26 protein-coding genes, 1 other RNA gene and 1 pseudogene are annotated in these 24,957 nt (G+C 57.1%); 3 read left to right on the forward strand and 25 right to left on the reverse strand.

Annotation, left to right across the window (positions count from 1 at the left end; genetic code table 11):
- Positions 1-39: 39 nt before the first annotated feature.
- The 9 genes and pseudogenes from JF545_RS12115 to JF545_RS12155 form a co-directional block, all read right to left on the reverse strand.
- A complete protein-coding gene (locus JF545_RS12115; RefSeq protein ID WP_206942400.1) occupies positions 40-1,431 on the reverse strand; it encodes an ATP-binding protein in 1,392 nt (463 codons plus the stop codon).
- The gene (locus JF545_RS12120) at positions 1,428-2,102 is read right to left on the reverse strand and encodes a response regulator (protein WP_206942402.1); all 675 of its coding nucleotides are present in this window, start codon (positions 2,100-2,102) and stop codon (positions 1,428-1,430) included. Before JF545_RS12120 ends, JF545_RS12115 begins: the two co-directional genes overlap by 4 nt.
- A 195-nt stretch (positions 2,103-2,297) precedes the next feature.
- Entirely contained in the window at positions 2,298-2,630 is a 333-nt protein-coding gene (locus tag JF545_RS12125) for a gamma-glutamylcyclotransferase family protein (RefSeq protein ID WP_206942404.1), read from the reverse strand.
- A 1,655-nt stretch (positions 2,631-4,285) separates the two neighbouring features.
- Positions 4,286-5,422, reverse strand: a complete 1,137-nt coding sequence (locus tag JF545_RS12130; protein ID WP_206942406.1) for a hypothetical protein — start codon at positions 5,420-5,422, stop codon at positions 4,286-4,288.
- Between the two features lie 801 nt (positions 5,423-6,223).
- A complete protein-coding gene (locus tag JF545_RS12135; protein ID WP_206942407.1) occupies positions 6,224-6,814 on the reverse strand; it encodes a hypothetical protein in 591 nt (196 codons plus the stop codon).
- A 57-nt stretch (positions 6,815-6,871) separates the two neighbouring features.
- Entirely contained in the window at positions 6,872-7,255 is a 384-nt protein-coding gene (locus tag JF545_RS12140) for a hypothetical protein (RefSeq protein ID WP_206942410.1), read from the reverse strand.
- Positions 7,256-8,498: 1,243 nt separating this feature from the next.
- The gene (locus JF545_RS12145; RefSeq protein ID WP_206942412.1) at positions 8,499-8,693 is read right to left on the reverse strand and encodes a hypothetical protein; all 195 of its coding nucleotides are present in this window, start codon (positions 8,691-8,693) and stop codon (positions 8,499-8,501) included.
- 64 nt (positions 8,694-8,757) lie between these two features.
- Positions 8,758-9,132 carry a hypothetical protein gene (locus JF545_RS12150; RefSeq protein ID WP_206942414.1) on the reverse strand — a complete coding sequence of 125 codons (375 nt, stop codon included), beginning with the start codon at positions 9,130-9,132 and terminating at the stop codon, positions 8,758-8,760.
- A gap of 2 nt (positions 9,133-9,134) precedes the next feature.
- A pseudogene (locus JF545_RS12155) lies at positions 9,135-9,988 on the reverse strand (IS5 family transposase).
- A gap of 930 nt (positions 9,989-10,918) precedes the next feature.
- Here JF545_RS12155 and JF545_RS12165 point away from each other — a divergent pair.
- Positions 10,919-11,722 (forward strand): hypothetical protein, encoded by an 804-nt coding sequence (locus JF545_RS12165; protein WP_206942418.1) that lies wholly within the window; start codon positions 10,919-10,921, stop codon positions 11,720-11,722.
- 39 nt (positions 11,723-11,761) lie between these two features.
- Here JF545_RS12165 and JF545_RS12170 read toward each other — a convergent pair whose 3' ends face one another.
- From JF545_RS12170 to smpB, 15 genes are all read right to left on the reverse strand, one after another.
- Positions 11,762-13,720: an alkyl/aryl-sulfatase gene (locus JF545_RS12170; RefSeq protein ID WP_206942420.1), complete on the reverse strand. Its 1,959-nt coding sequence runs from the start codon at positions 13,718-13,720 to the stop codon at positions 11,762-11,764.
- 116 nt (positions 13,721-13,836) lie between these two features.
- The gene (locus tag JF545_RS12175; protein ID WP_206942423.1) at positions 13,837-14,010 is read right to left on the reverse strand and encodes a hypothetical protein; all 174 of its coding nucleotides are present in this window, start codon (positions 14,008-14,010) and stop codon (positions 13,837-13,839) included.
- 64 nt (positions 14,011-14,074) lie between these two features.
- Positions 14,075-14,554, reverse strand: coding sequence for a hypothetical protein (locus JF545_RS12180; protein ID WP_206942424.1), 480 nt, complete (start codon positions 14,552-14,554; stop codon positions 14,075-14,077).
- A gap of 16 nt (positions 14,555-14,570) precedes the next feature.
- A complete protein-coding gene (locus JF545_RS12185; protein ID WP_206942426.1) occupies positions 14,571-14,840 on the reverse strand; it encodes a hypothetical protein in 270 nt (89 codons plus the stop codon).
- Positions 14,833-15,576 carry a hypothetical protein gene (locus JF545_RS12190; protein ID WP_206942428.1) on the reverse strand — a complete coding sequence of 248 codons (744 nt, stop codon included), beginning with the start codon at positions 15,574-15,576 and terminating at the stop codon, positions 14,833-14,835. Before JF545_RS12190 ends, JF545_RS12185 begins: the two co-directional genes overlap by 8 nt.
- A gap of 125 nt (positions 15,577-15,701) precedes the next feature.
- On the reverse strand, positions 15,702-17,648 hold the full coding sequence (locus tag JF545_RS12195) for a DUF927 domain-containing protein (protein WP_206942430.1): 1,947 nt from the start codon (positions 17,646-17,648) through the stop codon (positions 15,702-15,704).
- Positions 17,638-18,534, reverse strand: coding sequence for a toprim domain-containing protein (locus JF545_RS20150; RefSeq protein ID WP_206942432.1), 897 nt, complete (start codon positions 18,532-18,534; stop codon positions 17,638-17,640). Before JF545_RS20150 ends, JF545_RS12195 begins: the two co-directional genes overlap by 11 nt.
- A gap of 68 nt (positions 18,535-18,602) precedes the next feature.
- A complete protein-coding gene (locus JF545_RS12205) occupies positions 18,603-18,821 on the reverse strand; it encodes a hypothetical protein (RefSeq protein ID WP_206942434.1) in 219 nt (72 codons plus the stop codon).
- Positions 18,818-19,081 carry a hypothetical protein gene (locus JF545_RS12210; RefSeq protein WP_206942435.1) on the reverse strand — a complete coding sequence of 88 codons (264 nt, stop codon included), beginning with the start codon at positions 19,079-19,081 and terminating at the stop codon, positions 18,818-18,820. Before JF545_RS12210 ends, JF545_RS12205 begins: the two co-directional genes overlap by 4 nt.
- The gene (locus JF545_RS12215) at positions 19,078-19,251 is read right to left on the reverse strand and encodes a hypothetical protein (RefSeq protein ID WP_206942436.1); all 174 of its coding nucleotides are present in this window, start codon (positions 19,249-19,251) and stop codon (positions 19,078-19,080) included. The genes JF545_RS12210 and JF545_RS12215 overlap by 4 nt, the downstream gene beginning before the upstream one ends.
- Before the next feature lie 272 nt (positions 19,252-19,523).
- Positions 19,524-19,742: a helix-turn-helix transcriptional regulator gene (locus tag JF545_RS12220; RefSeq protein WP_108131810.1), complete on the reverse strand. Its 219-nt coding sequence runs from the start codon at positions 19,740-19,742 to the stop codon at positions 19,524-19,526.
- A gap of 86 nt (positions 19,743-19,828) precedes the next feature.
- The gene (locus JF545_RS12225) at positions 19,829-20,836 is read right to left on the reverse strand and encodes a hypothetical protein (protein ID WP_206942437.1); all 1,008 of its coding nucleotides are present in this window, start codon (positions 20,834-20,836) and stop codon (positions 19,829-19,831) included.
- A gap of 118 nt (positions 20,837-20,954) precedes the next feature.
- Positions 20,955-22,184, reverse strand: coding sequence for a tyrosine-type recombinase/integrase (locus JF545_RS12230; protein ID WP_206942438.1), 1,230 nt, complete (start codon positions 22,182-22,184; stop codon positions 20,955-20,957).
- Positions 22,185-22,467: 283 nt separating this feature from the next.
- Positions 22,468-22,847, reverse strand: a transfer-messenger RNA (tmRNA) gene (gene ssrA, locus JF545_RS12235).
- Positions 22,848-22,901: 54 nt separating this feature from the next.
- The gene (gene smpB / locus JF545_RS12240) at positions 22,902-23,393 is read right to left on the reverse strand and encodes an SsrA-binding protein SmpB (RefSeq protein WP_206942442.1); all 492 of its coding nucleotides are present in this window, start codon (positions 23,391-23,393) and stop codon (positions 22,902-22,904) included.
- 248 nt (positions 23,394-23,641) lie between these two features.
- On the opposite strand from smpB, the gene JF545_RS12245 reads away from it, so the two are divergent.
- Together JF545_RS12245 and JF545_RS12250 are read left to right on the forward strand one after the other, a co-directional pair.
- On the forward strand, positions 23,642-24,076 hold the full coding sequence (locus JF545_RS12245) for a type II toxin-antitoxin system RatA family toxin (protein ID WP_206942443.1): 435 nt from the start codon (positions 23,642-23,644) through the stop codon (positions 24,074-24,076).
- Positions 24,066-24,389: an RnfH family protein gene (locus JF545_RS12250; RefSeq protein WP_206942444.1), complete on the forward strand. Its 324-nt coding sequence runs from the start codon at positions 24,066-24,068 to the stop codon at positions 24,387-24,389. The genes JF545_RS12245 and JF545_RS12250 overlap by 11 nt, the downstream gene beginning before the upstream one ends.
- Before the next feature lie 56 nt (positions 24,390-24,445).
- Here the strand turns inward: JF545_RS12250 and JF545_RS12255 are convergent, their stop codons facing one another.
- Positions 24,446-24,940: an outer membrane protein assembly factor BamE gene (locus JF545_RS12255; protein ID WP_315899936.1), complete on the reverse strand. Its 495-nt coding sequence runs from the start codon at positions 24,938-24,940 to the stop codon at positions 24,446-24,448.
- Positions 24,941-24,957: the final 17 nt, after the last annotated feature.

The following is a 24,957-nucleotide window of genomic DNA, read 5'->3' on the forward strand; positions in this document are numbered from 1 at the left end:
CGTTGGAACGGGGGCGCCATGGTGCGCCCCTGTGCTGACCTAAGACCACGCCAGGCGAGCGCACAAGCCGCCCTGGGACCGATTGGAGAGTGACAGACTCACGCCCTGTTGACGTGCCATGGCGGTAACGATGGAGAGCCCAAGACCGCTGCCGGTCACCGATGAGTCGCTGGCTCTGTGGAAGCGTTCGCTCACGCGATTGAGGTGGCTCTCGGCGATGCCTGGACCACTATCGAGAATGCACAGTATCGGGCCGGAGGACGCCGATTCCAGGGTCACGTGAACGGTGCTGTTGTCGGGAGAATAGCGCAACGCATTGTCCATCAGGTTGCGCACCATGATGCCGATCTCGGTGGCGTTACCGGCAACGAAGACGTGGGGCAGATCGACCAGCTCGATGATTTGATTCCGGGCCTGGGCCAGCGGCCAGAGCTCCGCGGCCAGGTCCTGCAGCAGGGCGCGTAGATCCACCTGCTCACGTGCTGCACTTGAGTGTCGATCGACCCTGGCGAGCACCAGCAGCTGCTCGACCACGCGCTGCAGGCGCTCGACGCCCTGACGTGCCTTGGGCAGGGCGTTGCTCTCGCCAGCGATGGCATTGTCCAGGTGGATCTTCATGGCGGCCAACGGGGTGCGTAGCTCGTGCGCCGCATCGGCGGTGAACCGTCGCTCCTTCTCCAGGGCGGCCTTCAGGCGTTTCAGAAAGTCATTCAGGGCGCCCCTCAAGCCTTTTAATTCATCGGGTACGTCGAGCAGGATTTCGCCCAGGTCGCCGGAATCACGGTGCTCGACTTGCTCGGACAAGCGACGGATTGGCGTCAGGCCGCGGCGAATATGGCGCAGCACCAGCAATAGGCAAAGGGGCATCAGCAATACCATCGGCCACAGCTGGTTAAGGGCAATTCTCTCGATGATATCGGAGAAAAACTCCCGCTCGATGCCGATCTGCAACCATAGCCCACGGGAGTCATCGTGCAGGGCGAACACTCGCCAACGCGATGCCTCCAGCGAGCGCCAGCGGAAGCCTTGCTCGACGGGAGCGGTCATCTGAGTCTTGGCATCATGCCAGCCTGGGCCGATCAGCAGGGGCTTGCCGGCATCGTTCCACAGGCCAAAGCCGACCTTGCGTTCTTCATGGTGAAAGGTCTGTCCGTCAGCCTGGTCGAGGCTGCGCACCGCACCGCTTTCGGCGTAGAGCCTGGTGCTTGCTTTACGTTGATCCATCCACTGTGCCAGGCGCTCGTAATCTTCCGCCTCAGGTTCGGCGGGGAGCATGCTCATCAACCCGCGACCGGTGATGGCCAGCTGCGCATCAAGAATTTCTTCCAGCTCGTTCTGCGAGATCAGCCAGGCGGCGATGACCGAAAGAATGGTCACCAGGGTCAGCGTCAGCGCCAGGGTTCTGAACAGGTAGCGACGAATCGACATCATGGGGAAGGCGCCAGGAAATCGGTGTTGAGGCGGTATCCGATGCCGCGCACTGTGGTGATCATTTCCTTGTGAAGCTTCTTGCGAAGGTGGTGGACATGCACTTCAAGTGCATTGGATTCGAGCTCCTCGCCCCAGCCATACAGCAGTCCTTCCAGCCGGGGCCGCGACAGCACCTGGCCAGGGTGCCTGGCAAGTTCAGACAGCAGGGCAAATTCGCGTCGACTCAGAGTGACCTGGTGTCCCTGCCAGTCCACAAGGTGTCGAGCTTCATCGATGGACAGGCAACCAATGTCGACGGTCGAGCTGGCGCGCCCGGCGGCGCGCCGCGTGATGACACGCAGGCGGGCCAGCAGCTCCTGCAGGTCAAATGGCTTGAGCACGTAGTCATCGGCGCCGGCGTCCAGTCCTTGAATGCGGTCCTCGATGGCATCTCGAGCGGTCAAGATAAGAACGGGCAGAGAGCTGGTAAGGCGCAGGCGACGCAGTAGATCGACCCCATCGCAGTCCGGTAGACCCAGGTCCAGAACCATGACCGAAAAGGGTTCGCACGCCATGGCCCGGAGCGCCTGAGAGCCCTGGGTAAACCAGTCCACGGCGTAGCCCTCACGCTCCAGCGCGACCTTGATGCCGTCACCCAGCAACGGGTCGTCTTCCACCAATAATGCTCGCATACCCCAGATCCTCGCCCGGCACGTTGCCAACGTCGTCAGTATGACGGAGGTGGCCTTAAGGCAGTCTTAAGTTTTGGCCATCTATTGACCTGGGGACAGGTGTCTCATTGCAAATCTTTCCACGCGAGCTCCATTGGGGAGCGCTCGCTATCCGTCAATGGTGTAGAGGGCTAAAGAGGCAAGCTTAGGGATGACCTAGTCGTGGTCGCGAAGCGCGTAGATGTAAGCGTCAACCTGGCTGCCGTCTTGCTGAGTGACGGTGACCAGTACGCGTTGGTACTCAGGTCCCTCGAACTCATCGAGCTCCTGCCAGTGGTGCTGCAAATTGTCTGATTCGAAGACATGACCGCTGATCAGCTCACCTTGTGCGTCCGGCACCATGCCGGGAGAGCCCATGGCGGCTCCCCAGCCGGCCTCCAGCAGCCGTCCGCGGGTAGTGCCAGCCACCCATTGCCCGCCAATCCGCTGCATCACATGTTCGTTGGGGCGCCCTGGGCCCAGCGTGCCGTAAATAAATAGGCGGTCCATCGGTAGGCTCCTGATGATGGGAAATAAAGCGAGATTTTGCAGATCTTGGCATTGCCACACAAGCGAAGCCCTGTGTGATGCCTGGCAGAAGCGCTGACAGACGAGCTCAGGGCCTGGGAAGGGGCGTGTACGTGCCGACATTCTCCCTCGGCTTGTCTCAGATGCCTGCAGCCCCCCCCCCCCTGGGGGAAGTTCTTTCGTCGGTGTTGATGGAGGCGGCGGGAATCGACCCCGGGGTGTGTGAAAAGCGCCGACACTCACCCTGGGGTCGTTCTTTGATACCTACAGGCACAAAAAAACTCCACAAGGGAGGTTCTTTCGTCGGTGTTGGTGGAGGCGGCGGGAATCGAGCCCGGGGTGTGTAGAAAGCGCCGACACTCGCCCTGGGGTCTGCCTCTGGTACCTGTAGGCACAAAAAAGCCACCTGCTGATGAGGTGGTTTTTTCGTCGGTGCTGGTGGAGGCGGCGGGAATCGAGCCCGGGGTGTGTAGAACGCGCCGACACTCGCCCTGGGGTCGGTCTTTGATACCCACAGACACAAAAAAACCTCCACAAGGGAGGTTCTTTCGTCGGTGCTGGTGGAGGCGGCGGGAATCGAACCCGGGGTGTGTGAAAAGCGCCGACACTCGCCCTGGGGTCGGTCTTTGATACCCACAGACACAAAAAAACCTCCCGGTGGGAGGTTCTTTCGTCGGTGTTGGTGGAGGCGGCGGGAATCGAACCGGGGTGTGTAGAAAGCGCCGACACTCGCCCTGGGGTCGGTCTTTGATACCTACAGACACAAAAAAGCCACCTGCTGATGAGGTGGTTTTTTCGTCGGTGCTGGTGGAAGCGGCGGGAATCGAACCCGGGGTGTGTAGAAAGCGCCGACACTCGCCCTGGGGTCGGTCTTTGATACCTACAGATACAAAAAACCTCCCGGTGGGAGATTCTTTCGTCGGTGTTGGTGGAGGCGGCGGGCATCGAGCCCGGGGTGTGTAGAAAGCGCCGACACTCGCCTTGCAGATACAAAAAAACCTCCCGGTGGGAGGTTCTTTCGTCGGTGTTGGTGGAGGCGGCGTCCAACAAAAAGCCTAAAAAGGTATTTGATATTGTTGTGATTTTTAATGATCTTCTTTCGCTTGTGCCCCCATATGTGCCCCCTTGAAGACGCTTCTGCCCATTCTCTGACTCCTAAGCCGTGGACTGCTAATCCGCTTTTTCCTGCCAGCCAGCAGCGCCAGTCCTTGCTCTCCCCCTGTGTACCTGACGCTAGCCGCTCGAGCTGTCCGGTTTGTACGCATCGTGTCTACGGTGACAACCCCGTTGCGTTTATCGTCCCGAAGCACATCTGGTAGGCCTGTGCTTTGGATACGGCTGCTGGACATCACCCAGGTTAAGCGATCTAAGCGCTAGCAACACTAATTTCTTAAAGAATCCCTGCACCACAGATGTCAGATTTCAATAAGGCCCGACATAAGACGGGCCTCAAAGGCTAGAAATGTAGGCTTAGCTTTTCCCCAGTACAAATTACCTTGACTGGATGGCCTTGCCATCTCTTAACAGGAGATACTCCCATCGGGAGAGATTTACCATATACAACAACCGTTAGTCTTGATGGGTGCGTGCTTTCATCTTCAATCACCGAAGCTTCTTCGGAAGATAGACTTAGAGATTCAAGCAGCATCGTCATTTTCTTTGGCTTCGTCATCTTGGTCGCCTCCTTCAGCATTATGCTGAGAAGTAAGGCTGAGGTTGAAATGATCCAGAACCTTCCTTACTGGGATCATGAATGATGTGTTTCCTCCGCCAGCAAATATTAAGCCAACGGCATTCTGGCCATCTTCAGAAACAACTAGGGAGCCGCTGTCCCCAGGCTCCGAGAAGGTTGCGTTGTTATCGCCTAGTATGGCCCATATATCATCAAAATGGACAAGGGAGTTAAATTTGCTTGACTTGTAGGGGATCGAGAGCGTGGTGGAAACTCTTCCCAGAACAATACCTGTCCTCAACCCTGTGGTTCTTCCGACTTTTTTAACCCGCATGCTGGCTGACGGGTCAACTACATCGACAGGTGTGTCATAAAGCCCCTCGCCTTGCATCGACGACAACATGTCAGGTTTGGTGACATCGAATACGGCAACATCTAGTTCTTGAAGGTGAATTTGTCCGGGATCACCACTCAAAATTGGTACTAGGCCGGAGTGCTTACCAATAGCTGTTGGCTCTGGTCCACCTGGTATGGCATCAAAAGGGGCAGGTGACATTATGTGCATCCCATACGGAGTGTGATTGCAGCCACCTGTTACATGGTTATTGGTCACGCCCACTAATGTCCCATCTTGGCGAGTCGCCAAGAACCCTAAGGTGCCTGCACCTGAGTCAGTCGCTGCAGTAACAGAACTGCCACAAGCTAAAGATCCATTATGTGAAAACCATATTGGAGATCCAGCCTCTGTTGAAGATGGGGTGACAGGGGGGTTAGACTCCAGCGCAATCTTCCCAACTAGGCTTAACTTTATTCCATGCGACTCGGATGGAAACTTCTTCCGGGCTGCTGAAGAAACTGCATTTTTGCAAAGAAGTGATACCGCAAGATTCTCTTCATCGTGCACTACGGCAGTGATCTTTACTCGCTTGAGAATGCTCTCAATCTTTTCTAGCTCATCAGCATCCAGGTCAAAGACATCATTTAATTCGTGTGAACTTCCCGCGCTTGGAGAATTGCTAAGTGCCAACGCACCATTGCGCCTCGCCCACTCGTAGACGGTTCTTGCAATGTCTTTTGCGTTTACTTGATCACCCTGTTCCATAAAACCCCGCGTAATATTAAGAATAGACAGATTATTAATTTAATAGACTTTTAAGTTGCTCCATGCCATACAGGCAATTTCGAGCTTTTTGCAACCCACGGCCTTCAGCACTCCGAGCCAATGGGATACTAGCAGGGTAGGTGATCATGGCTCGGAGTGGAAGAGAGTGGATTGCCTGTGGAATAGTTTTCCGCAATATGGAAATTTTCCGGGGGAGGTAGTGTGTCTGGATAGTCTTGACCATGCCGAACAGTGCTTTTAGGCAGCAGTGGCTTGTCACTAGCGGTGTTATGGATCCTCTTGGACGCTTTTCCGGATGAAACAGTTAGCGGCTCATTTGCTGGCGTTCGCCTGGTTGTGCGGGGCAGCCGTGACGGCGGTGTGTTGTTCGTCGCCTGGCGCGTGGTCCCGGAGGTCATCGAGCGTTTGTGTGTCGGTAAAAACGTCTGGTTCGCGGCTTGTCAGCCTGCATTCTCCTCACTGTGAGGATAGGGCTCGGCTTCGGCGGCAGCCTGCTAAGCGGTCACATAGTGGTGTGATACCTGCTCTTTTACCATGGACTAGCGCCATCTCCACAAACTCGACTTCGCCGTTAACCAGCGGTACTGCTCAGGTTGCGTTACGATCATCCCGTCCCCAGCCGAGGGATTAGTCAACGGTATGAGTAGAGGAGGAGCGGACATCCAGGCGCCGGTTGCTGGTGATTCTGGCCAACGGGAAAAACTGGGTTAGCGATTCATCGAAGGGTCCTCGCCGGTCTGCACTAGGGAGCGGTTAACTCTGCACCCGCCCCCACCTCCCTCATGCCCGAGTAGGTATGTGTTGGATGGTCATGCGCTGGCGGCTCAGGCGTTGACGGTCATGGTGACAGTAGAGCGTCGGCATTCTGATTTCGATTTGTGCGGGACCGTAGCTGTGGCCTGGCTGGGCGCTGGTGAGTGCAGCGTGGTGCTTGGCCACTTCGGCTGTCAGGTTTCGGAGTTCATCGCCATCTAGGTAATCAACAAGCGCCTCCTCGGCTTCAGCTAGGGCTTGGGTATGGATGTTGATGGCAACCTCATCGCGAACCTTGCGCAGCTCATCTGCACGTTCCGCGGCAACCACTAGGCGAGACTCCAGCCCTCGACGGGCAGACGCTTGTCGCCTGGCCTCCTCCAGCGCCTTTTGTGCTTTCGTCCGCGCCTTAGCCAGAGCCGCTTGCGCTGCACGCTGTTCGCCTTCCCTTAACTCACCAAGCGCCGCGTCCGCTTCTAGTTCATCAAGGCGAAGCTGGGCTTGCTCGGCCTCCTCTTGGGCCAGCCTGTGGGCGCTGCCATCATTCTCCATGGCGCCCAAAGCTTGCTCAATACGCTTCCGGCGGCTATCAGCCTGCTCAACCTCATCATTAAGCACGTCCAGTGCCTGCTGATTTGCCTCGGGCTGTTTCTCGATCAGGACGTTAATTGCGGACTAAATAGCATCATGCTGCTCCGACAGGTCGTCGAGGCGCTGCTGGGCTTGCTCTAGACTCCTTTCACAATCATCCAGGTTGGTCAGGTTTTGCGACCATCCAACAGATTCCGCTGTGTCATGGCGTCGGGCCTTGTGGGAGCGGGCTACCTGACGAAGCTCGGTGGCCACTCGCTCACGTTCAGCTTTGTCGGGATGCTCGCCAATGTTCTTGCGAAGAGCACCGGCAACGGTGCGCGCATAGTAGTGCGCGCCGCTTTGGAACCTATCGCATTGCTCCTTGGCATCACTCAACTGTGGCGCGATCTCTTGCATTAGACTTCGTTGATCCGATACGGCTGATAGCCATTCGCTCCAGGCTGCTGCGGTCTTATTGCTCAACATGTTGGCTCCTTACGGCGGCCCAGCTCATCGAGAACTAGCAGCCAGCCGATTGCATTGGTATCACCGGCCTCGGCCAGTTCAGATAGCATCCGCAAGAGGTCGCGGCGCTGTGCTTTGGTAGGGGCGGCCTGCGGGCCTCGTGTGCGCTTCTGCATGGGATGCGGTCCCGTTGACGTACAGACCTAATTATAACCTATTAAGGCTTTATCGTAACATATATATTCCTTTATGGAATATAGAGAGGCGCTGGGGCAAGTCCTCACGCAGCGTTTCAGGTTTTTTCAGGTTCCCAGCGCAAGTTCCTACAGGTTCTAGACTCTTTACGCCCCAGCCTATGCCCCACCCTGAAGAGGCGAAACGCAGCAGCCATGCGGGCTGTGGGCGCTGGTGGTGGTGGTGCTGGGGTGCGCAAAATTTGTCGAAATCCGCGGCTGCCCGCCCCCGTGAACGCCGAATCCGGCCCTGGTAAGGACCCGACTTTTCCCGTGGCTTGATGTCAACATTCGTCAACATCCTGGTGCTGCCCAAAGCCGGATGACCTTCGCATTCCTTAGCATGGAACCGACGGCGCAGCCTTAACATTCCTCAACATCCTGCCAGATGCGTACCGATGGTGCGTACCGGGTGCGCACCGCTGCGAACCTGCCCTGCGAACCAGGGCGCGAACCTGTTCTGAGCGTGGTGATCAGGGGTGGCCGATCCGACCACCCCTGCGATCATCACTACAAAATCTTTGCAGTGGCCACGAAAAAGCCCAGCGCGATGGCTGGGCTATGTGGCTATGGGTCCTTTGGCGAAGGGTAACCGCTAAGCCGCTCTCTGCACTTCGGGCATTGCTCGTCTTGGCTTAGCTCTCCTGTCTGTTGACGGCTCCAGGCCTCGTAGAGGTACATGCTGCATAGAGACCGGGGGCGACGACCATGGCCGTCTTGCATAGAGAACCAGTGGTAGAGCCCGGCTTGACTCTGGGTGTCGAGATACCAGTCTGCCTTTTTGCTTTTGATCATGGCCCCCTCACGCTTTGGGCTTTGACGTATCTCAATGTGGCAGATGGATTGCCTGCCAGCCAACTGGTTCGGCGGCGTTGCCCGTTGCCGTAGGGCGTTTCCTTTAGCCCATCAGGGGCTTGGTGGTAGCGAAAGTCACGCTGTGATCATGGCTACGCCTCACGCGCGTAGTGACTGCGAAAAAATCTTCCCGGCCTCGCGCGCGTAGTGACCGGGGAAAAACCTTCACTGCCCTTTTAGGGACTGCGGTAATCATCAGACTGGCATCGCGCCAGCTCTCTCTCGATGGCCAGGCGGACGAACTCGGCACGGTTGCGGTGACGGTGGTAGCGGCCTTGCTCCATCAGGCTATCGACGGCTTCCACCACTTCACGCTCAACGCTCACGATCAGGCGTATGGGATCGGCCAGGCGTCTCGGGTTACGGCTCATGGTTCGGCCCTTTTGTCAGTCTGGAAAAGCGAGGCCCCAGCGTTTGCCGGGGCCACGTGGGTGGTCAGTGCAGCGGGTTGGGCGACGTCGTGCGTAGCTGAGCCTTGAGGCCCATCTTCTCGGCATGGGCTAGCAAGTCTTCCTCTCTGGTCCCCAGCGCTTCGGCAAGATCAGCCAGGTTGAACACCTGTCGCCCCTCATCGTCCACGCCTGACGGTTTCAGGCCAGGGAAGAATTCCTGCATGCCATCGTTTAGAGTCTCCATGATCGGGCCGCGCAGGAATATGGGATTACCCTCGTCATAGGCCCGCTTGATCATCTCTTCAGCATCATCCTTGAGCACGCCATCGAAGAACCGACGACATGCCAGGCGCTCGACGTTATCCAGTAGGGCGGCAATATGCGATGCCAGCGGCCTCGTTCGACGCTCAGGCGGCATAGCTAGGTTTTGTCTGAAAAGTCTGCACGCAAACAACGGTCTATGCAGGCCAGGCATACCATCGCCTTGAAACTTCTGGCGAGCTTGTCATAGCGCGTGCTGACACGGCGTAGTTCTTTGATTCAGCCGATACAGCGCTGGATGACGTTCCTTTCTTGGTAGCGCGGCTTGTCACCCCCCTAGATGCCCCCGGCAGTGGCTTTCAGTGCATCTTGCGCCTGGCAATGATCGGCTTCATCCGGTGGCGGTCGTAGTACCGGCGGAGAGAAGCACTGTCGTAGCCTTTGTCCGCCACGATGTATTGGCAACGTTTACGTGGTCGTCCCACTCGCCCAGGCAAATGGACGTGCTCCATGGTAGGAACAAAGTGACGGGTATCCGGATCCTACCCCGGCGACACGGTGAACGTTAGTGGCCAGCCATGCCGGTCGCAAACTATGTGGATCTTGGTGGTCAGGCCGCCTCGGCTGCGCCCCAGCGCATGGTGTATGGGGTCTTTCGGTCCCCTTTTTTGCCGCCCCCAGAGGCTCGCGCGGGTGGCGCGAATCGACGTCGAGTCGATCATCCAAGTCTCCAAATCCATCAGGCCATCTTCACGCAAGCAGAGCTGGAGCCGCGCCAGGATGGTCTCGAAGGTGCCGCCGTCGCGCCACTGACGAAAGCGTTCATAGACGGTCTTCCATGGGCCGTAGCGCTCTGGCAGATCGCGCCCTTTGGCGCCTGAGCAAAGGATTCAGAAGATCCCGTTCAGCACTTGCCGGTCATCTCGGCGAGGGCGGCCCATTGGTTGGGAGGGCGAGACGCTGTCCTTATTCATCTCCCAGCTTTGAGCGGAAAGCTCGTAGCGTCCTGCCATGCGGTCACCTATGCAGTTGCGGCATCGGCCACATTAGCAAATCCGACTTTTCGGACAAAACCTAGCGGGGCATTTGACGGGCGGTGCAATGGTCTCCGCCTCGGGGCCGTCAGGTTGATCGGATGGAGCGTTCACTCCACGGCATCTAGGTGGTGCCGGCAAGATGTGGAGTGCTCCCTTTTTCGCCATGCGCAGGGGGTTACGTGACCTTTCCTTTAGAAATCGGCCCACCGACGATGTGTTTTTCCGCTATATTTACCCTGACAGCGGCTGAACTTCACGCTATCACCGGGACAGGACGCCGACACACGTCATTTCATGCCCACAATGGAATGATTCGCTTGCTAGGAAAGTCGGGACGTCCACGAAAGCGTTGCCGCTACTATGATCAATTAGGGATGAAGCCGATTATCGCGCAGCGCAAGTCGTATCGAAGGCTGCGTCCTGAACTCCATTGAGGATTCGGTAAACACAAGTATCGGGAGCGTAAAGTGGCAGAGATTGTCTTTAGCTGTGTCGAGGAGTTACGGCGAACCGCTACACGCTATGACAAGCTAGTCCGCAGCTTTTGCGCCATGATATACCTGACTTGCATAAACCGCTGCCTACGCGCTGACTGTTGATACAGAATCTAGCTGAAGAGTGCTTTGTAGGGATAGCTCATCTCCTAACTGTTCGGAGTTTTCTACCGCGAGATTGGTGGAATTGTATTACTCTTGCAAGGAAAGGAAGAAATTATCATGAAATGCTTATGTTGAAAAGGATGCTCTTTGACGCAGTGAAAAATGGAGAAGATTAAATTGAAAAAAGTTATAAATTTTCTAATGGGTTCTGTCTTTGGCTATAGGTTGGGAAGTGAAGCTAAATAGGACTCACTTAACACCAATAGTACGGGATAGAAAAAGAGCAAACGTAAAAAAGGAGCGAAATGTGGAAATTAAGATAAGAAAAAAGTTTTTAGTTTACGCTACAGCGGTATTTAGCCTTGGCGTTTCTACAATACAAGCCGATGAAGAATCCGGCTCCTCCGCTCAGGCAAACAATCCGCTAGCGAACATGACCGCCTTCAACATGCAGAATTACTATATAGGGGACATCACAGAATCTAGCGAAGAAGCAAATCAGTTCTGGTTTCGTTATGCACAGCCATTTAGCCTTGGTGAATCTAACTGGCTCGTGAGAGCATCCCTTCCCATCAACAGTTATCCAGTTGGTGACAATTTAAGCACCGAGACAGGTATAGGCGATCTTAATGTATTTACGTCCTACTTGTTCGACACAGGTAATCCAGCTGTCAGCTTCGGCGTCGGACCACAGATCACAGCGCCGACGGCTTCAAAAGATGAAGTAGGCAGTGAAAAATGGTCGGCGGGTCTGGTCAATGTTTTATTTAATGGGGCCTCTCCCGCTTTCCAGTACGGTTACTTACTCTCATGGCAAGAGAGTTTTGAAGGTAATGCTGATAGAGATGATCTTGATGTTGCAGCGTTCCAACCGTTTTCGTTCTATCAACTGGGGGGTGGCTCTTACTTAAGAAGCGCGCCAATTTGGCAGTTTAACCTTGATAATGGTGACTACGGGATTCCTTTGGGCTTAGGCATTGGACAAGTAGTTAAAAGAGATAAAACAGTGTACAATTTTTTTGTTGAACCACAAGTTTCCGTAGCAGACGAGGGAAGTGGACAAGCGGAGTGGCAAGTATTCTTCGGTCTTAATCTTCAGTTTCTAAAATAAAAAAGCGCCCCTCATGGGGCGCCTAAAACTAGCTTTGAATTAGGGTGTGACGATATTGAACCAAAAGTCGAAGTTGTCCAATAGCCCAATAAACTTTTCAACCGTGGTTTGATCACCATCGATTGTTATATTTCCTGAATCCATCGCTTCTTCCATGGATACTTCACCCAGATTAATGCTGTCAAGCTGTGCTCGATCAATTTTCACAGATGCAGCTGCATCGTCGGCCCACTCACCGATCGTATAGTTCATCACGCCATTAGACACTGAAATTGTAAATTTTTCGTCTACATCTGGCATTTCAAAGTTAATGTCAAAATCTTGATCAGCTGCTTCAGGGTGATTCAGCCTAACTGCCAAGTAATCCAGGTAGATATCTAGTGGAAGCCCTTTCACCAAGTCGGGAGAACCAGTGTCCGGAGTGGCCACTTCATTAACCCCATCACGGAGCTCTTTGGCTCCCGAAAGGTAGAAGTTTCGCCAAATACCGCTCTCAGCCTGATACCCCATCTGAGTGAGCGCCTCGGCTAGAAGATCTTTCGCATCTTGGTTATCGGGATCTGCAAACACTAAGTGATTGAGCGCGGTAGCCGCCCAGCGATAATTTCCCTCGTTTACATCTTGCTGTGCTTTCTCTAGTACTTGCTCAGCACCTCCAGCATATTCAACAAACTTTTTCCCTTCCTCCTCTGGAGGTAATTCATTTAATTCCGACGGGTTTCCAGTAAACCAACCAAAGTAAAGTTGGTATTGAGCTTTGGCATTGTGACTTACGCTACCGTAGTAGCCTCGGTTGTAAAACTCCTGTGCCAAAGAATCAGGTAGCTCAATCTGTTCCGCGATCTCAAGCATGGTCTCGCCATGATTGGCGAGCCGGAGAACTTCATCATGAAGATAACGATATGTGTCTCGTTGTTTTTCCCAGTATTCGACTACATTCTCATTTCCCCATGTAGGCCAATGGTGGCTACCCAAGCTTACCTCAACGTCATCACCATATCGGTTTATAACATCGTGAATGTATTTTGCCCAAAGATCACCACTACGAACTTTTGCACCACGTAAAGTGTAAAGGTTATGCATGGTATGGCTGATTTCTTCCGCCTGCATTAAGGCATTTAATTCTGGTATGTAAAACATTAGTTCAGACGGAGCTTCCGCACCCGGAGTGTATAAAAACTCCATCTCAACCCCGTCGATAGTCTCTGTCTGGGGTGTGTCATTTATAGTGATTGTCGGCTGAGCAATTGTCACAGTACCAGCCGCGGTAGTGGTCCCGAGGCCTGATCCAAGTGATCCATCAGGCCCTTTATCTATTACGTTACCATACATGTAACTAGCACGCCGGCTCATAGTGTTACCGGCTATTAGGTTCTCACTGACCGATTCTTCGAAGAAATGTTCTGGGGCAACAATCGGAATATCGCCTGCGGCTATATCATCCTCATTAATCACTCCCTTCGTGCCGCCAAAATGATCCACATGACTGTGTGTGATAATTACGCCAGTTATGGGTAGATCTTCAACATGCTCTCTAAGCAGAGCCAATCCTGCTTTTGAAGTCTCGTTGGAGGTTAATGGGTCTACAACTATCCAACCATTGTTTCCGCGGATAAAAGTCATGACCGCCAGGTCAAAGCCCCTGACTTGATATATCTCTCCTTCGACAACTTCGAATAGACCATTAATGGCGTTAAGCTGGCTTTGCCTCCAGAGACTAGGATTTGCTGTATCGGGTGCTTCGCCATCAATAAAATCAAACTGACTCGTATCATAGACAGGCGAGCCGTCTGTTTTTTTTATGACGCTATCATCTAACGTTGCGATAAAGCCGCGATTAGCATTTTCGAAATCAGTTTGATCATCAAAAGGCAAATACTCTTTGAGCTGCTGATTCGCCTGCACAGTGCTCTCAGAAGCCGAATTTTCAGCAGCGTGAACTGACGCAGCGCTAATCGCGATGGTGATTGCTGCGACTGAAAAACTAACATTTTTCATGCGGTTACTCTTCCTTGGGTGAGTGAGGCTCAAGCAAAGTGAATGGCTACCATTATTTTCTTTTTCAACCTAGTTCAAGTCTAGAAGTACTGCATGCCTTGGTGAAAAGAAAATAGCTATTTATTATTTGTTCTTGATAGAATATGGCTATTAAAAGTTTTTTTCATGATGTATGGTTCTTGGAAGTAGCGGCGTTGCTCCATCAGAGCATCAACGGCTTCCATAACTTCATGCTCGACCCCAACGATCAGGCGTAGGGGATCGTCCAGGCGTCTCGGGTTACGGCTCATGGTTCGGCCCTTTTGTCAGTCTGGAAAAGCGAGGCCCCAGCGTTTGCCGGGGCCACGTGGATGGTCAGTGCAACGGGTTGGGCGGCGTCGTGCGTAGCTGGTTGGTTATCCCCATCTTCTCGGCATGGGCTAGCAAGTCTTCCTCTCTGGTCCCCAGCGCTTCGGCAAGATCAGCCAGGTTGAACACCTGTCGCCCCTTATCGTCCACGCCTGACGGTTTCAGGCCAGGGAAGAATTCCTGCATGCCATCGTTTAGAGTCTCCATGATCGGGCCGCGCAGGAACATGGGGTTATCCTCGTCATAGGCCCGCTTGATCATCTCTTCAGCATCGTCCTTGGCCACACCATCAAAGAACCGGCGACGTGCCAGGCGCTCGACGTTCTCCAGCAGGGCGGCAATATGTGATGCCAGCGGCCTTGTCAGGCGCTCAGGCGGCATAGCTAGGTGGTGGGCTGCCCATGCCTGGCCGGGTGTCAGGTGGCCAATACCGATGCCCTGGGCGGCTGCGTTGGCGAGTGCACTGCGGGTGATAGCGTCGTTCATGGTCGTGTCCTCAATATCAGGCGGCAGGCGGTGGGGCGTCATCCAGCATGGCGTTGACCGTGCCGGTGAGAGACTTCAGGCGAATGCGGACCAATCCGGCCAGCGTGCCGCCAGGCATCCGGGCGTCGATCTCTTCCAGCACTGCCGCGCATCCCATCAGGGCGTTGTGGTCGGGGCTGTCCTTCAGGGTGGCCAGCACCTCTTCGGCTTCGGGTACCGTGGCGGCTCTCATGCTGCGCAGGCTGGCCAGCAGGCGGGTTGCCTCACGGATGGCGTCATCAATCATTGGCCCGCACCTCCACGTCAGATAGGGGCCAGCGTGACCGCGCTGACGCCAGTGCTTCATCCTCTGTCATCGGATGACCAGCAATCGCCAGCCGCCTTCCATCCACCGATAGTGTCCAACTCATGCGCACGCCTGCCGGTAGTGGCTCGGGTGCGCCGTGGTGCTGCTGGTGTGGGCGGTGGGCTGTCGTGGCCATAGACACAGCCCTGTGGGGTACCAGGGAGGCATTGGCGGCACGCCTCCCTGCATTCTCTTTGCGGTGATTGCGGGACTCGCCATCAGCAGCCCTCAGCCATGCTTGTGCATACCGCTGCGCCTTCTGCATGGCCTGGGCATCCGGCAGCCCTGACAGGTGGTGAGTCAGGTAGCGGTGATCGTCGGGCACCAGGGCACAGTGTTGGGCGATAAGCGCCAGCCAGGGGGCCATATGCTCGACGTTAGATACCGGCTCCTCCGGCTCAGGAAAGGCGGGCCACACAGCCATAGCTGCCTGCCGGGTGTTCGTATTTGTTAGCATCCGGCGAGCCTGCTGGCGGGCGCTGGTCAGGTCCGGGGCCACCTCAAAGGCGTCATCAATGACGGCAGCTAGTTCGGCGCGGGACTGACGATCCATCATCATCAGCCTTGCCCGAACTTGGCCCACCAGGTCGCGGCCAAGGTGTCTACCAGCATCAGCAAGGGCAGCCAGCAGCACCTCGGCACTCCTGCCAGGGTCATCCTTTCCGCCATCCTGCATTTTGTGGTGTCCCACGTGTCCCATGTGTCCCAAAGGCTCAACCATGCGGGTTTGCGGCGGGACACGTCTGGGACCCGTATGGTGTCCAGGTGTCCCAGACAGGGTTTGATAAACGTTGCTTAGGCTCATGCTGCGGCCTCCTCCTCGCCCTCAACTGGGCGAATGGCATAGACACGACGACGACTCCCGCTGATCCAAATTCGAATGGAGCGCTTGTCACTCTCTCGCTCGACCAGCCATCCAGCGGTCTCCAGGGCTTCGGTGCCTCGCTTCAGGTCGAAGCCTCGAAGCGCTTCGCCCAGCCCATCGCCGCTGAAGAGGTACGTCCTCCCCTCAGCATCGTCACGCCACCAGCCAGCCCGGTTGTAAACTGTGGGTGACTGGAGGGGATCAGCGAACGCGCTACTGAAGCGTGCATCGCCATGACGCTCGATAAACCCTCGCACGCTGGCAAGAATTTGCTCGTGCTCTGTGCGCACCCCACCTTGGCCAGCAGACCAGGCTTGGAAGGCGTCAATAGCAGCCCCCATGGCCTCGCCCTCCTGCCAGCCCACCAGCCCATACTCGATGGCCAATTCTCCCGCTAGTCCGATCAGCGCGAGCACCTTGGCAGCACGCCCCTGTAGCGGGTTGGTGGTGGCGAACCCGCCCAATTGAGCGAACCCATCCACCTCTTCAGCCAGGTCGCGCTCCTCGATCACCAGACGCTCGATAAAGGCGGGACCAAGGTGGCCATAGTGGCGCGTCACCTGCGTTTTCAGGTGATCAGCGAAGGCCCGGCCATCAGGTAGGTTGTGCAGGTCATCGAAGGCCCCATGTTGGCGCTTGGCGGGAATATCCAGCAGACGCACCATTTGTCCGGCCTTGGGGCGCTTGCCTGCCTCGCTCATGTGGGCAGCCAGGGTGTGCTCGCCGCTGCTCAACACCGCGATGCGCCAGCGGTGAGGTTGTCGGGCGTTTCCCGTGCGGCTAGCTCGAGCCTTGCCAGTGCCGTTGCCCAAGGCGTATACGGTAGCGCCTACCTCCCTGCCGTCAGCCTCTCCGATCTCGTCCAGCACCAGGGCGGTGTCGCTTAAGGCGGCTGCAATTCCTTCCAGGCCATTGCCTGTGGCACGCCAGGTGCGCTTGAAATCAGGGCTGCCCCAGACGCTGGCAGCCACTTCTAGGGCGGTGGTCTTGCCGTTGGACGAATCACCCACCAGGTGAATGCCAGCGGTTTGGCGGTGGGTGAGGTACAGCAGTGGGCCAGCCAGGGCGGCGGAGACTGCGAGCACCAGCAGTGGGTTGCCGCTGCACAGGGTACCTATGCGGCTGCGCCAGCCGTCCAGGGTGCCAGCGGTGGCGTAGTCACCTTGCCCCGCGTGCTCGCTCTGGAAGGTGATCTGGCTTCCCAGCGTCCCGGCAGCAATGCTCCGTCGCGGCATGACGAACACTCGACCACCTTCCAACTGGTGCCAGCCTACCCGCGTGGCGGCGATGACTTCGGACTTGGGCGCAGCTTGGGCTAGCCACTTGGTCAGCCAGCGATGGGCGTCTGGATTGATCCTTACTCCCATGTCCAGCAGTTCACCGCGCATCTCTTCGCCACTACCCTTCAGCAGTCGCTGGGGCATCGCCCACTCTCGCCAAGCGCCATAGGGCGGCTTGAAGCGCAGTAATAGCCCGTGGTTGTCGCCTCGCTCATCGTGGGTGGCTGCCAGGCATTCGATAGGGCTGCACACCCATACGTCGAATGGCTCTGGATCGCCTTCACCCCTGGGCTGGCGCTGGCCGTGGTAGTGCAGGCCAGGCGGGCCATACTGCGTGCGCGTCAGATGGGTGATGAAGCTGGGGCGCTTGGGTTCGCCTACTGGTTCGGGCGTATCGTCATCGTTTACGGCACTCTCCTCGTGGCCGATGGGACACCTCGGGACACCACTTTTTTCGGACGTGTCCCGGCTGGAAGCCCCGTCATTACTGGGATGGGACACGTGGGACACATGGGACACCTCTTTTTGCATGTGTCCGGAATCAGTCTTCGATTCAAAGGGATCACCGAACAGGTCAAAGGTGTCTGGGCAGTTACTTGCCATGGTGATGCCCTCCCTTCCTGCACTGGCGCACGTCCGCAAAGTCGGAGCAGCCCTCACAGCCCTCACAGAACGTTGGCATGAGCAATCGAGCATCAATGGTCAGGGCTGCATGACGTGCCGATACTCGCCCCTTGTTGGGCAGGCCCTGAGCCGGTAGGTGTCGGTCATCGTCGCCGCCGATGGTGATGGCCACTCCCTCGGGCAGTCGCTGGCGCAGGCGACGAGCGACTGGGGCCAGGTTGTCGGCATTCCGAGCGACCACGACCGGGTAGCCCATGGCTTCATGCAGGGCAGCAGCCGTTGACCAGCCTTCAGCCAGCAACACGTGCTCAGCGCCAGCCAGGTGGCCTATCAGGCTCGCAGCGCCACGAACACGACCGCCAGGCAATGGGCGCTTGGCACCATCTGGAAAGATACGCTCCATGTTGACCAGCTCCCCATCGAGGAACAGCGGCATCAGCAGCATGTCGCCCCGCTGGCGCAGGTTGTAGGGCGGCAGGCCCTTGCCGGTCAGGTAGGGGTGGCCAGGGTCAGCGGGGCGAGACTGTGCCCACCATTGAGCCGCTTTCACCTTGGCTTCGGCTTCCCGCTGGCGTCGCTCTTCGTCTCGCTGCTCACGGGCCCGCATGGCTTCCAGCCGGGCCGCTGCTGCCGCCTCTGGATCGCTAGGGCCGTCGAGCGTCACTGTCTCCACCAGGTCCATGTGCCAGATACCGAAGCTGGCTGCCTGGGGTGAGTGGATGCGATACCAACCGTTGGCATTGCCCTTAGGCTTGTCCGGCGTATCGAAGCGCTCAAAGCGTCCAGATGCTTTGGGTGTCAGCGCGACCCCATGCCTGGCCAACGCCTCGGCAAGTGCTGATTCGATGCTAGAATGCTTAGGCACAGTCGCTTTATTAGAGCATTGCGCTCGCCCTTGGCAGGGGGCGGGCGCTTTTGTGTGCGTATTGGTGATCATCGCGGCGTCCTCCCCTCCACGCCCTTGTCGGTCAGGGCATCGAGCGTCGAACAGATCGCGCCAGCAATATGCCCAGTGGCATCAACAAGAGGCTGATAGCGGGACTGGGGCTGCCCCTCGTCAGCTAGTGCGTGGGCGGCAGCATCGAGCTTATCCCCCAGCGCCAGCAGGTCATTGGCAGTGCTCACCAATTCGGCGGCTTGTTCATGCGTCATTGGCTCACCTCCTGCGCTTGCTTCATGAGGCGATCAGCAAAGGCCAGGACGGCGGCAAGGTGTGTTTCGACACCGTGCAGAGACGTGGCCATCAGCGCTGGTGAGACTTGAAGCTCGCCCCCATCTGCTGCATCGGATAGTGCAAGCTCTACCATCTGAGTCGCGCTCATTGCGTGCTGGACAGAAAGGGTCAGCGCGTCGAAAGCGTCTTCACGGTCGAGGCTTTCGGAAACGGTGAGGTAGTGGGCAGGACAGCTCATTGGGCCACCTCCTGGGCTTCCAGGTGGCGGGCTTTCTGCATATGGGAGTTGTAGCGCTTGAGCCGGACGGCGGCGCTTGAATCAGAGAAGAGCGCAGCCTTTGCCATCGCTCGATGGGCAGCGGCGCGTGATTTGGACGGACTGAGGGTAGGGAATAGGCGTGATGCCATGGGTGACGCTCCTAGAGTTGTGGAGTCGTCCCCGGATGCGGCCAAGCATCGAATGGGGGCGACTGTACGCGGGTTGGCCGACCGGGACTCTAGGAACCCGGCACGCCCGAAGGCGTCCCACGCACAGCCGCCATAACGCATAGCGGGCACAAAGAAAGCGCCAACTATGGATGGGGCGCTTGTGCGCCTAGAGTCATTCGACCGGCCAAGGTCGGCTCCCGAATTTGCGGGAGCCGGGCCAGCATAGTGGCAGGAGGTAGCGGGCGCAAGCATCATGCTGCACCCCCTTGGGTACGGCTGGCCTCAATGCGTTGGTCGATCCAGGTGGATACCTCCTCCTCGATCCATGCCACGGCGCGGGGGCTAAGCTGGATCGGTGGCGGAAAGTCGCCAGCATTGATCAGGCGGTGAAGGGTGGAGTTCGAGATTCCGCAGCGTTGCAGCACTTCGGGGCGGCGGAGTAGTGCGGACTTACTGGTAGTGTCTGGCATGTCACGGTGCCCTATGCGATGGATGCAAGGGCACTGTGGCGCGGTGCTTTAGTTGTATGGTGCAAATGCAAATTGCAGATTGCAATTCACCGCCGCTTCTTCGCCTCCCACGCTGCAATAGCTGCGCTCACGTGCTCTTTTAGCTTTCTGTCACCCATTCCAGTAATTCCATCCGGAACCGCGCTAAGCATGTCTTGCACGATGCGGGATGCCTTGGGCTTGGTGCCATAATGGAAGTCAGGGCCATGTCGGCCAGCATACATTTCTACCAGGAGCCCAAGCACTTCCTGGACCCGGCTTTCATCGCCGTTGGCCTCTACACTTACTTTCGATTGTGGCTCCTCTAGGCCATCGATGAAGGCGTCCAGATTCACCCTACTTACGATTATCGTGCTTTCTTCGGGAAGCTTGGTCGTTGGAAACCACCTTGATGGGTCTCGGTAGCGTCTCTCCCACTGAGCGATGCTGCTTTCATTGCCGCAAGCTTCGTGATCGGCCTGCGTCGCTACACGCTCGCATAGTCGATAGATGTGGCCTCCTCGCTCCAGCCACAAGCCTTCTAAGCCCCACGTATCAATATCAGGGCCGCCCACCTTGGGGTAGTACATCTCTTCGATGAGAGACTTTTCGGCAGAGAGCATAGGCAAGTCGTAGATTCCGCTTATGCTTTGCACCTCTTTTTCAAATTCCACGATATCCGTCTCTGAAATGATCTCGCCTAGATGCGTAGCATGCACGCTTTGATCTTTCACAGCATTCCGTATCTCTTCATCTAGGTTTTGTATATCACCTATCTTCACCACTCCCACCGCTCGTAGCTTTTTCTCCAAAGAGGTTTTGGGCTCATCCCCTCTTAGCCACGAGAGTGGAGTTTCCGCCGGATGCAATATGACCCTTCCCTCGGTTATGTTATGTACTGTGCCTTTATTCGCTTCGGCTGAAGATATGAGATTCACAGAAAGCTTGATGCGCTTTTGGAGCGCTAGCTGAAGGATGTCAGCGACAGTGACTTTCTCGGAAAAAACGGCAGTGAGATGCGACGCAACATCTTCTAGGGTGAACCATTCTTTCAGGCTATAGAGTTTAGACCTCATCCGCGCTACTCCTTCGCGCTCACTCCAGGAAAGGATGACTGGCGGGCATGGTGGAGTTACCACGCTTTCGGGTGATCGGCCCTAGCCAGTCAACAGGGTGCGGCGGTTGCCGCTTGTCTCAGGTCCCGGCGCGGATTGGCACCACGTTGTCGGCACCAGTGCGCAGGGCATCCAGGTAATCGGCCCAGCTTTGCAGCATCTCTCGACGTTGTTCCAGGTGAGAGGTGCGGTTGTAGGCACGTCCGTTGCTGTCCTTCACTGCGTGCGCCAATTGCTGCTCTATGTAGTGCTCGGGGTAGTTCAGGCGCTCGGCCAGGATGGTTCGCGCCATCGCCCTGAAGCCGTGCGCCGTCATCTCACCTTTGAAGCCCATACGGTCCAGCGCGGCCTTGATGGTGTTGTTGCTCATCGGTCGCTTGCTGCTACGGATGCCTGGGAAAACGTACTCAGCACGTCCGGTCAGTCCATACAGGTCGCGCAGGATGCCCACGGCTTGGGACGGTAGGGGCACCACATGGGCTTGCCCTGTCTTGCTGGCATTGAACGTCCACGTAGCTTCCTCCAGGTCAATGTCGCTCCACAGCGCTTGTCGAAGCTCACCTGGGCGGGTGAAGACCAGAGGTGCCAGCTTCAAGGCGGCAATGGTGACTGGCTGGCCCCCGTAGCCCTCAATCGCTTGCAGCAGGCCCACCACCTCTTTGGGGTCGGTCACGGCAGCGTAGTGCTTGGCCTTGTGGGGGCGCAGCGCTCCACGCAGGTCAGGCGTAGGGTCACGCTCCACGCGCCCTGTGGAAATGCCGTAGCGGAACACTTGGCCGCATAGCGTCTTTACTCGGTGAGCCGTCTCGATATGGCCGCGCTCCTCGATGCGGCGCAGACAGGCCAGAAGCTCAGGAGGCGTGATCTCAGAGAGAGGACGCTTGCCGATGATGGGGAAGGCGTCGCGCTCCAGCCGGCGCTTGTTTCGTTGGTAGTGGGCGGGCACCACGTCATGCTGGTGAACCTTTTCCAGCCATTCGGCGGCCACGGCCATGAAGGTATTGGCCGCGTCTTGCTCACCTTGCTGGCGAGCGATGCGCTTGGCGGTGCTGGGATCAATGCCCTGAGCAAGCTGGCGCTTGGCTGCGTCTCGTGCCTCGCGTGCGGCCACCAGGGAGATATCGGGATAGACGCCAATGGCCAGCCGCTTCTCCTTACCAGCGTGGCGGTACTTCATCCGCCAGTATTTGCTCCCGCTGGTGGAGATCTCCAGATACAGGCCACCACCATCGGCCATCTTGAATGCCTTTGCTCTCGGCTTGGCCATCTTCACGGCGGTGGCGGACAGCTTGTTGGTCTGGCGGCTCATTGGGGGCACCTCGGGGTGGTGATCGCCATATGCCCCCAACCTGTTGTGGCATATGCCCCCAAATGTGGAGGCAGGTCATTGGCCCGCCAAGCGCCTGATGGCGCGCTTTATGGCAGGTTTGGGGGCATCAGGGTAGCGGCTTAGGCTATGTGCCCCCATAAATGCCCCCTTTGGTGGGGGCATGTCAAGAAACGTTATGGAACGTCCAGACACAAGAAAGGGGCCCGAAGGCCCCTATTCATGCGGTTTCTGGTGCTTGCTGGGAAGTCCTGAAACCTTGATTTGGTGGAGGCGGCGGGAATCGAACCCGCGTCCGCCGACACTCGCCCATTGGCTCTACATGCTTAGTTCCGTCATTTTGTTTAACGCCTCAGGCTCCGACGGGCAGGATCCTGAAACGCGATTCCTCGTAAGTTTAGCGATTGACGAGAGGACAGCGCCAACCGCGATCTCACCTATCTTGGCTCATAGCCCATTGGCAACGGATGAGCGCGTCGCCGCCGGGTAGGACAAGAAGCTAACAGGTTTTAAGCTGCCAGCGCGCCCTGAGCGTAGTTTTCGTCGTTTGCGACTATTTAATCGTGATGTTGGATTTACGAGATACATCACGCTCTCGGCATGCACCTCAGGGGTTGTCATCGGCGTCGAAACCATGTCGCCCCCGTAACGCCCCGCCAGTGTACCAAAGATACTGCGGGAAGTGCCAGATCTGACGCTTCAGGCGCGATTTTGTTCCCTCATTACGCGACCTTTCTGTCGCTGCCAGTCCCGGTCTTTCTCGGTAGCGCGCTTGTCATGCAGCTTCTTGCCCGTTACCAGCGCAAGCTCGCATTTCACCCGGCTGCCTTTCCAGTACAGCTTGAGTGGGACGCAGGTGTGGCCCTTGTCCTGGGTGCGCGAAAAGATCTTGGCGATCTCCTTGCGGTGCAGCAGTAGCTTCCGTGTTCGTGTGGGGTCTGCCACTTCGTGGGTGCTGGCCGTGTTCAGCGGCATGATATGGCTGCCCAATAGCCATGCCTCACCATTCTTGACCAGGATGTAAGTGTCGGTGAGCTGGGCCTTGCCGGCGCGCAGGCTTTTGACTTCCCACCCCGCCAGCGCCAGGCCGGCCTCGAAGGTCTCATCGATGTGGTACTCGAAGCGTGCCTTCTTGTTCTGGGCGATGGTGTTGTTGCCAGGACCCTTGTCCTTTCCCTTCTTGCTGGCCATGGAACCTCTTTGATCTCTGAGTCGGTCCCGAGGACGTTATCGTCATCGGGGTGGCCTCTGATGCATCTGTCCATTCCTGCCGCTGCAGCAAGGCGACGACGGCACCGTCGAGCCTGGTGGCTGGATGACTCCTCGGTATTGCTCCTCGAAGAGGGAGTCCAGTCCGGCGGTGGAAGCGTGATACCATTCAAGGCCGAAACAACCGCTCATGATACGCCCTGGGCTTCTGGAAGTCAGCGGAGAGGTCAATGCCAACCGTCAATCGATCCGCCATGGTGCGGCACACTCCCAAGCAGATGTTCGATCTTGTGAACGATTTCGAAAGCTATCCTGAGTTCCTGCCGGGATGTCGCCGTGCCCGCCTGGTGGAGGAAGAGCCTTCACACCTGGTGGGGGAAATGACCCTGGGCAGGGCCGGGATCGAGCAGACCATTGTGACCCGTAATGACCTTCACGAGCCGGAGCGGATTGAGCTGTCGTTGGTAAAAGGGCCGTTCAAGCGCATGAGCGGGCGCTGGAAGTTCACTGCTATGGGCGACAACGTGTGCAAGGTCAGCCTGGAAATGGACTTCGAGTTTTCCAGTCGGCTGTTGGGCATGGCGTTCGGCAAGGTCTTTCAGCAGATTGCCGGCCAGCAGGTAGATGCCTTCACTCGTCGTGCTGATGAGCTGTATGGACGCTGACGCTCCCGCGACGGCACAGGAGCGCATCACGGTCGAGGTCGCCTTTGCCTTGCCGCACAAGCAGAGGCTGGTGGCGCTGCGACTTCCGGTTGGGACGACGGCCACTCAAGCCGTGGCGGCGGCACATCTGCCGGCGCTGTTTCCTGAATTGCCTGTAGACACCTTCACCGATGCCAGCCTTGGCATCTTTGGCAAGACGCTGCGTGACCCGTCGCAGCACGTGCTGCGTAACGGAGACCGTGTCGAAGTCTATCGCCCGCTGAAGATTGATCCGAAACAGGCCCGCGCGCAGCGCGCAGCCCGCGACCGCTGAGATGATCAGCGGTCACGGGCCTGTGCGTCGGGGCTGCAGCCGATCCTTTCGAGGGCTTACTCCCGCTCGGGATCGACGGTGCGGTTGTAGATAGGTTCGATGTTGGCCTCGCCGTCGGGGTTGTCATCGGCCCCGCCGCTGGTCGGTCCGACACCGTAGCTATGCTTGCCGGCGACGTCCGGGTCCATGCTGAAGTCGCCATCGCGCTCGATGTTGACCAAGTTGTTGCCAGCAAAGGTCAGCGTGACGCGTCGTTGCATCACATCTCCGTAGGCTTCATCCAGTCGATAGACATAGTCCCACTGCTCGGCGTTAAACGGCGCCTCCAGCAGCGGAGAGCCCATCAGGCTGATGACCTCCTGGCGTGACATGCCTGGGCGCAGCTGTTCGACCATATTGTTGGTCACCAGGTTGCCCTGGGCCAGGTCGCGCTTGTACACGCTGAAATAGGTGCAGCCACTGGTCAGTGCCAGGGCCAGTGAAAGGGTGACAATTCCGGTCAGCTTTTGCATTTGCGCCTGTTCTTCACTATCGTGGGGTCGGTCGATCATACCCGACCCTACCTGAT

The sequence above is a fragment of the Halomonas litopenaei genome, from assembly GCF_017303055.1.
Taxonomy (GTDB): domain Bacteria; phylum Pseudomonadota; class Gammaproteobacteria; order Pseudomonadales; family Halomonadaceae; genus Halomonas; species Halomonas litopenaei_A.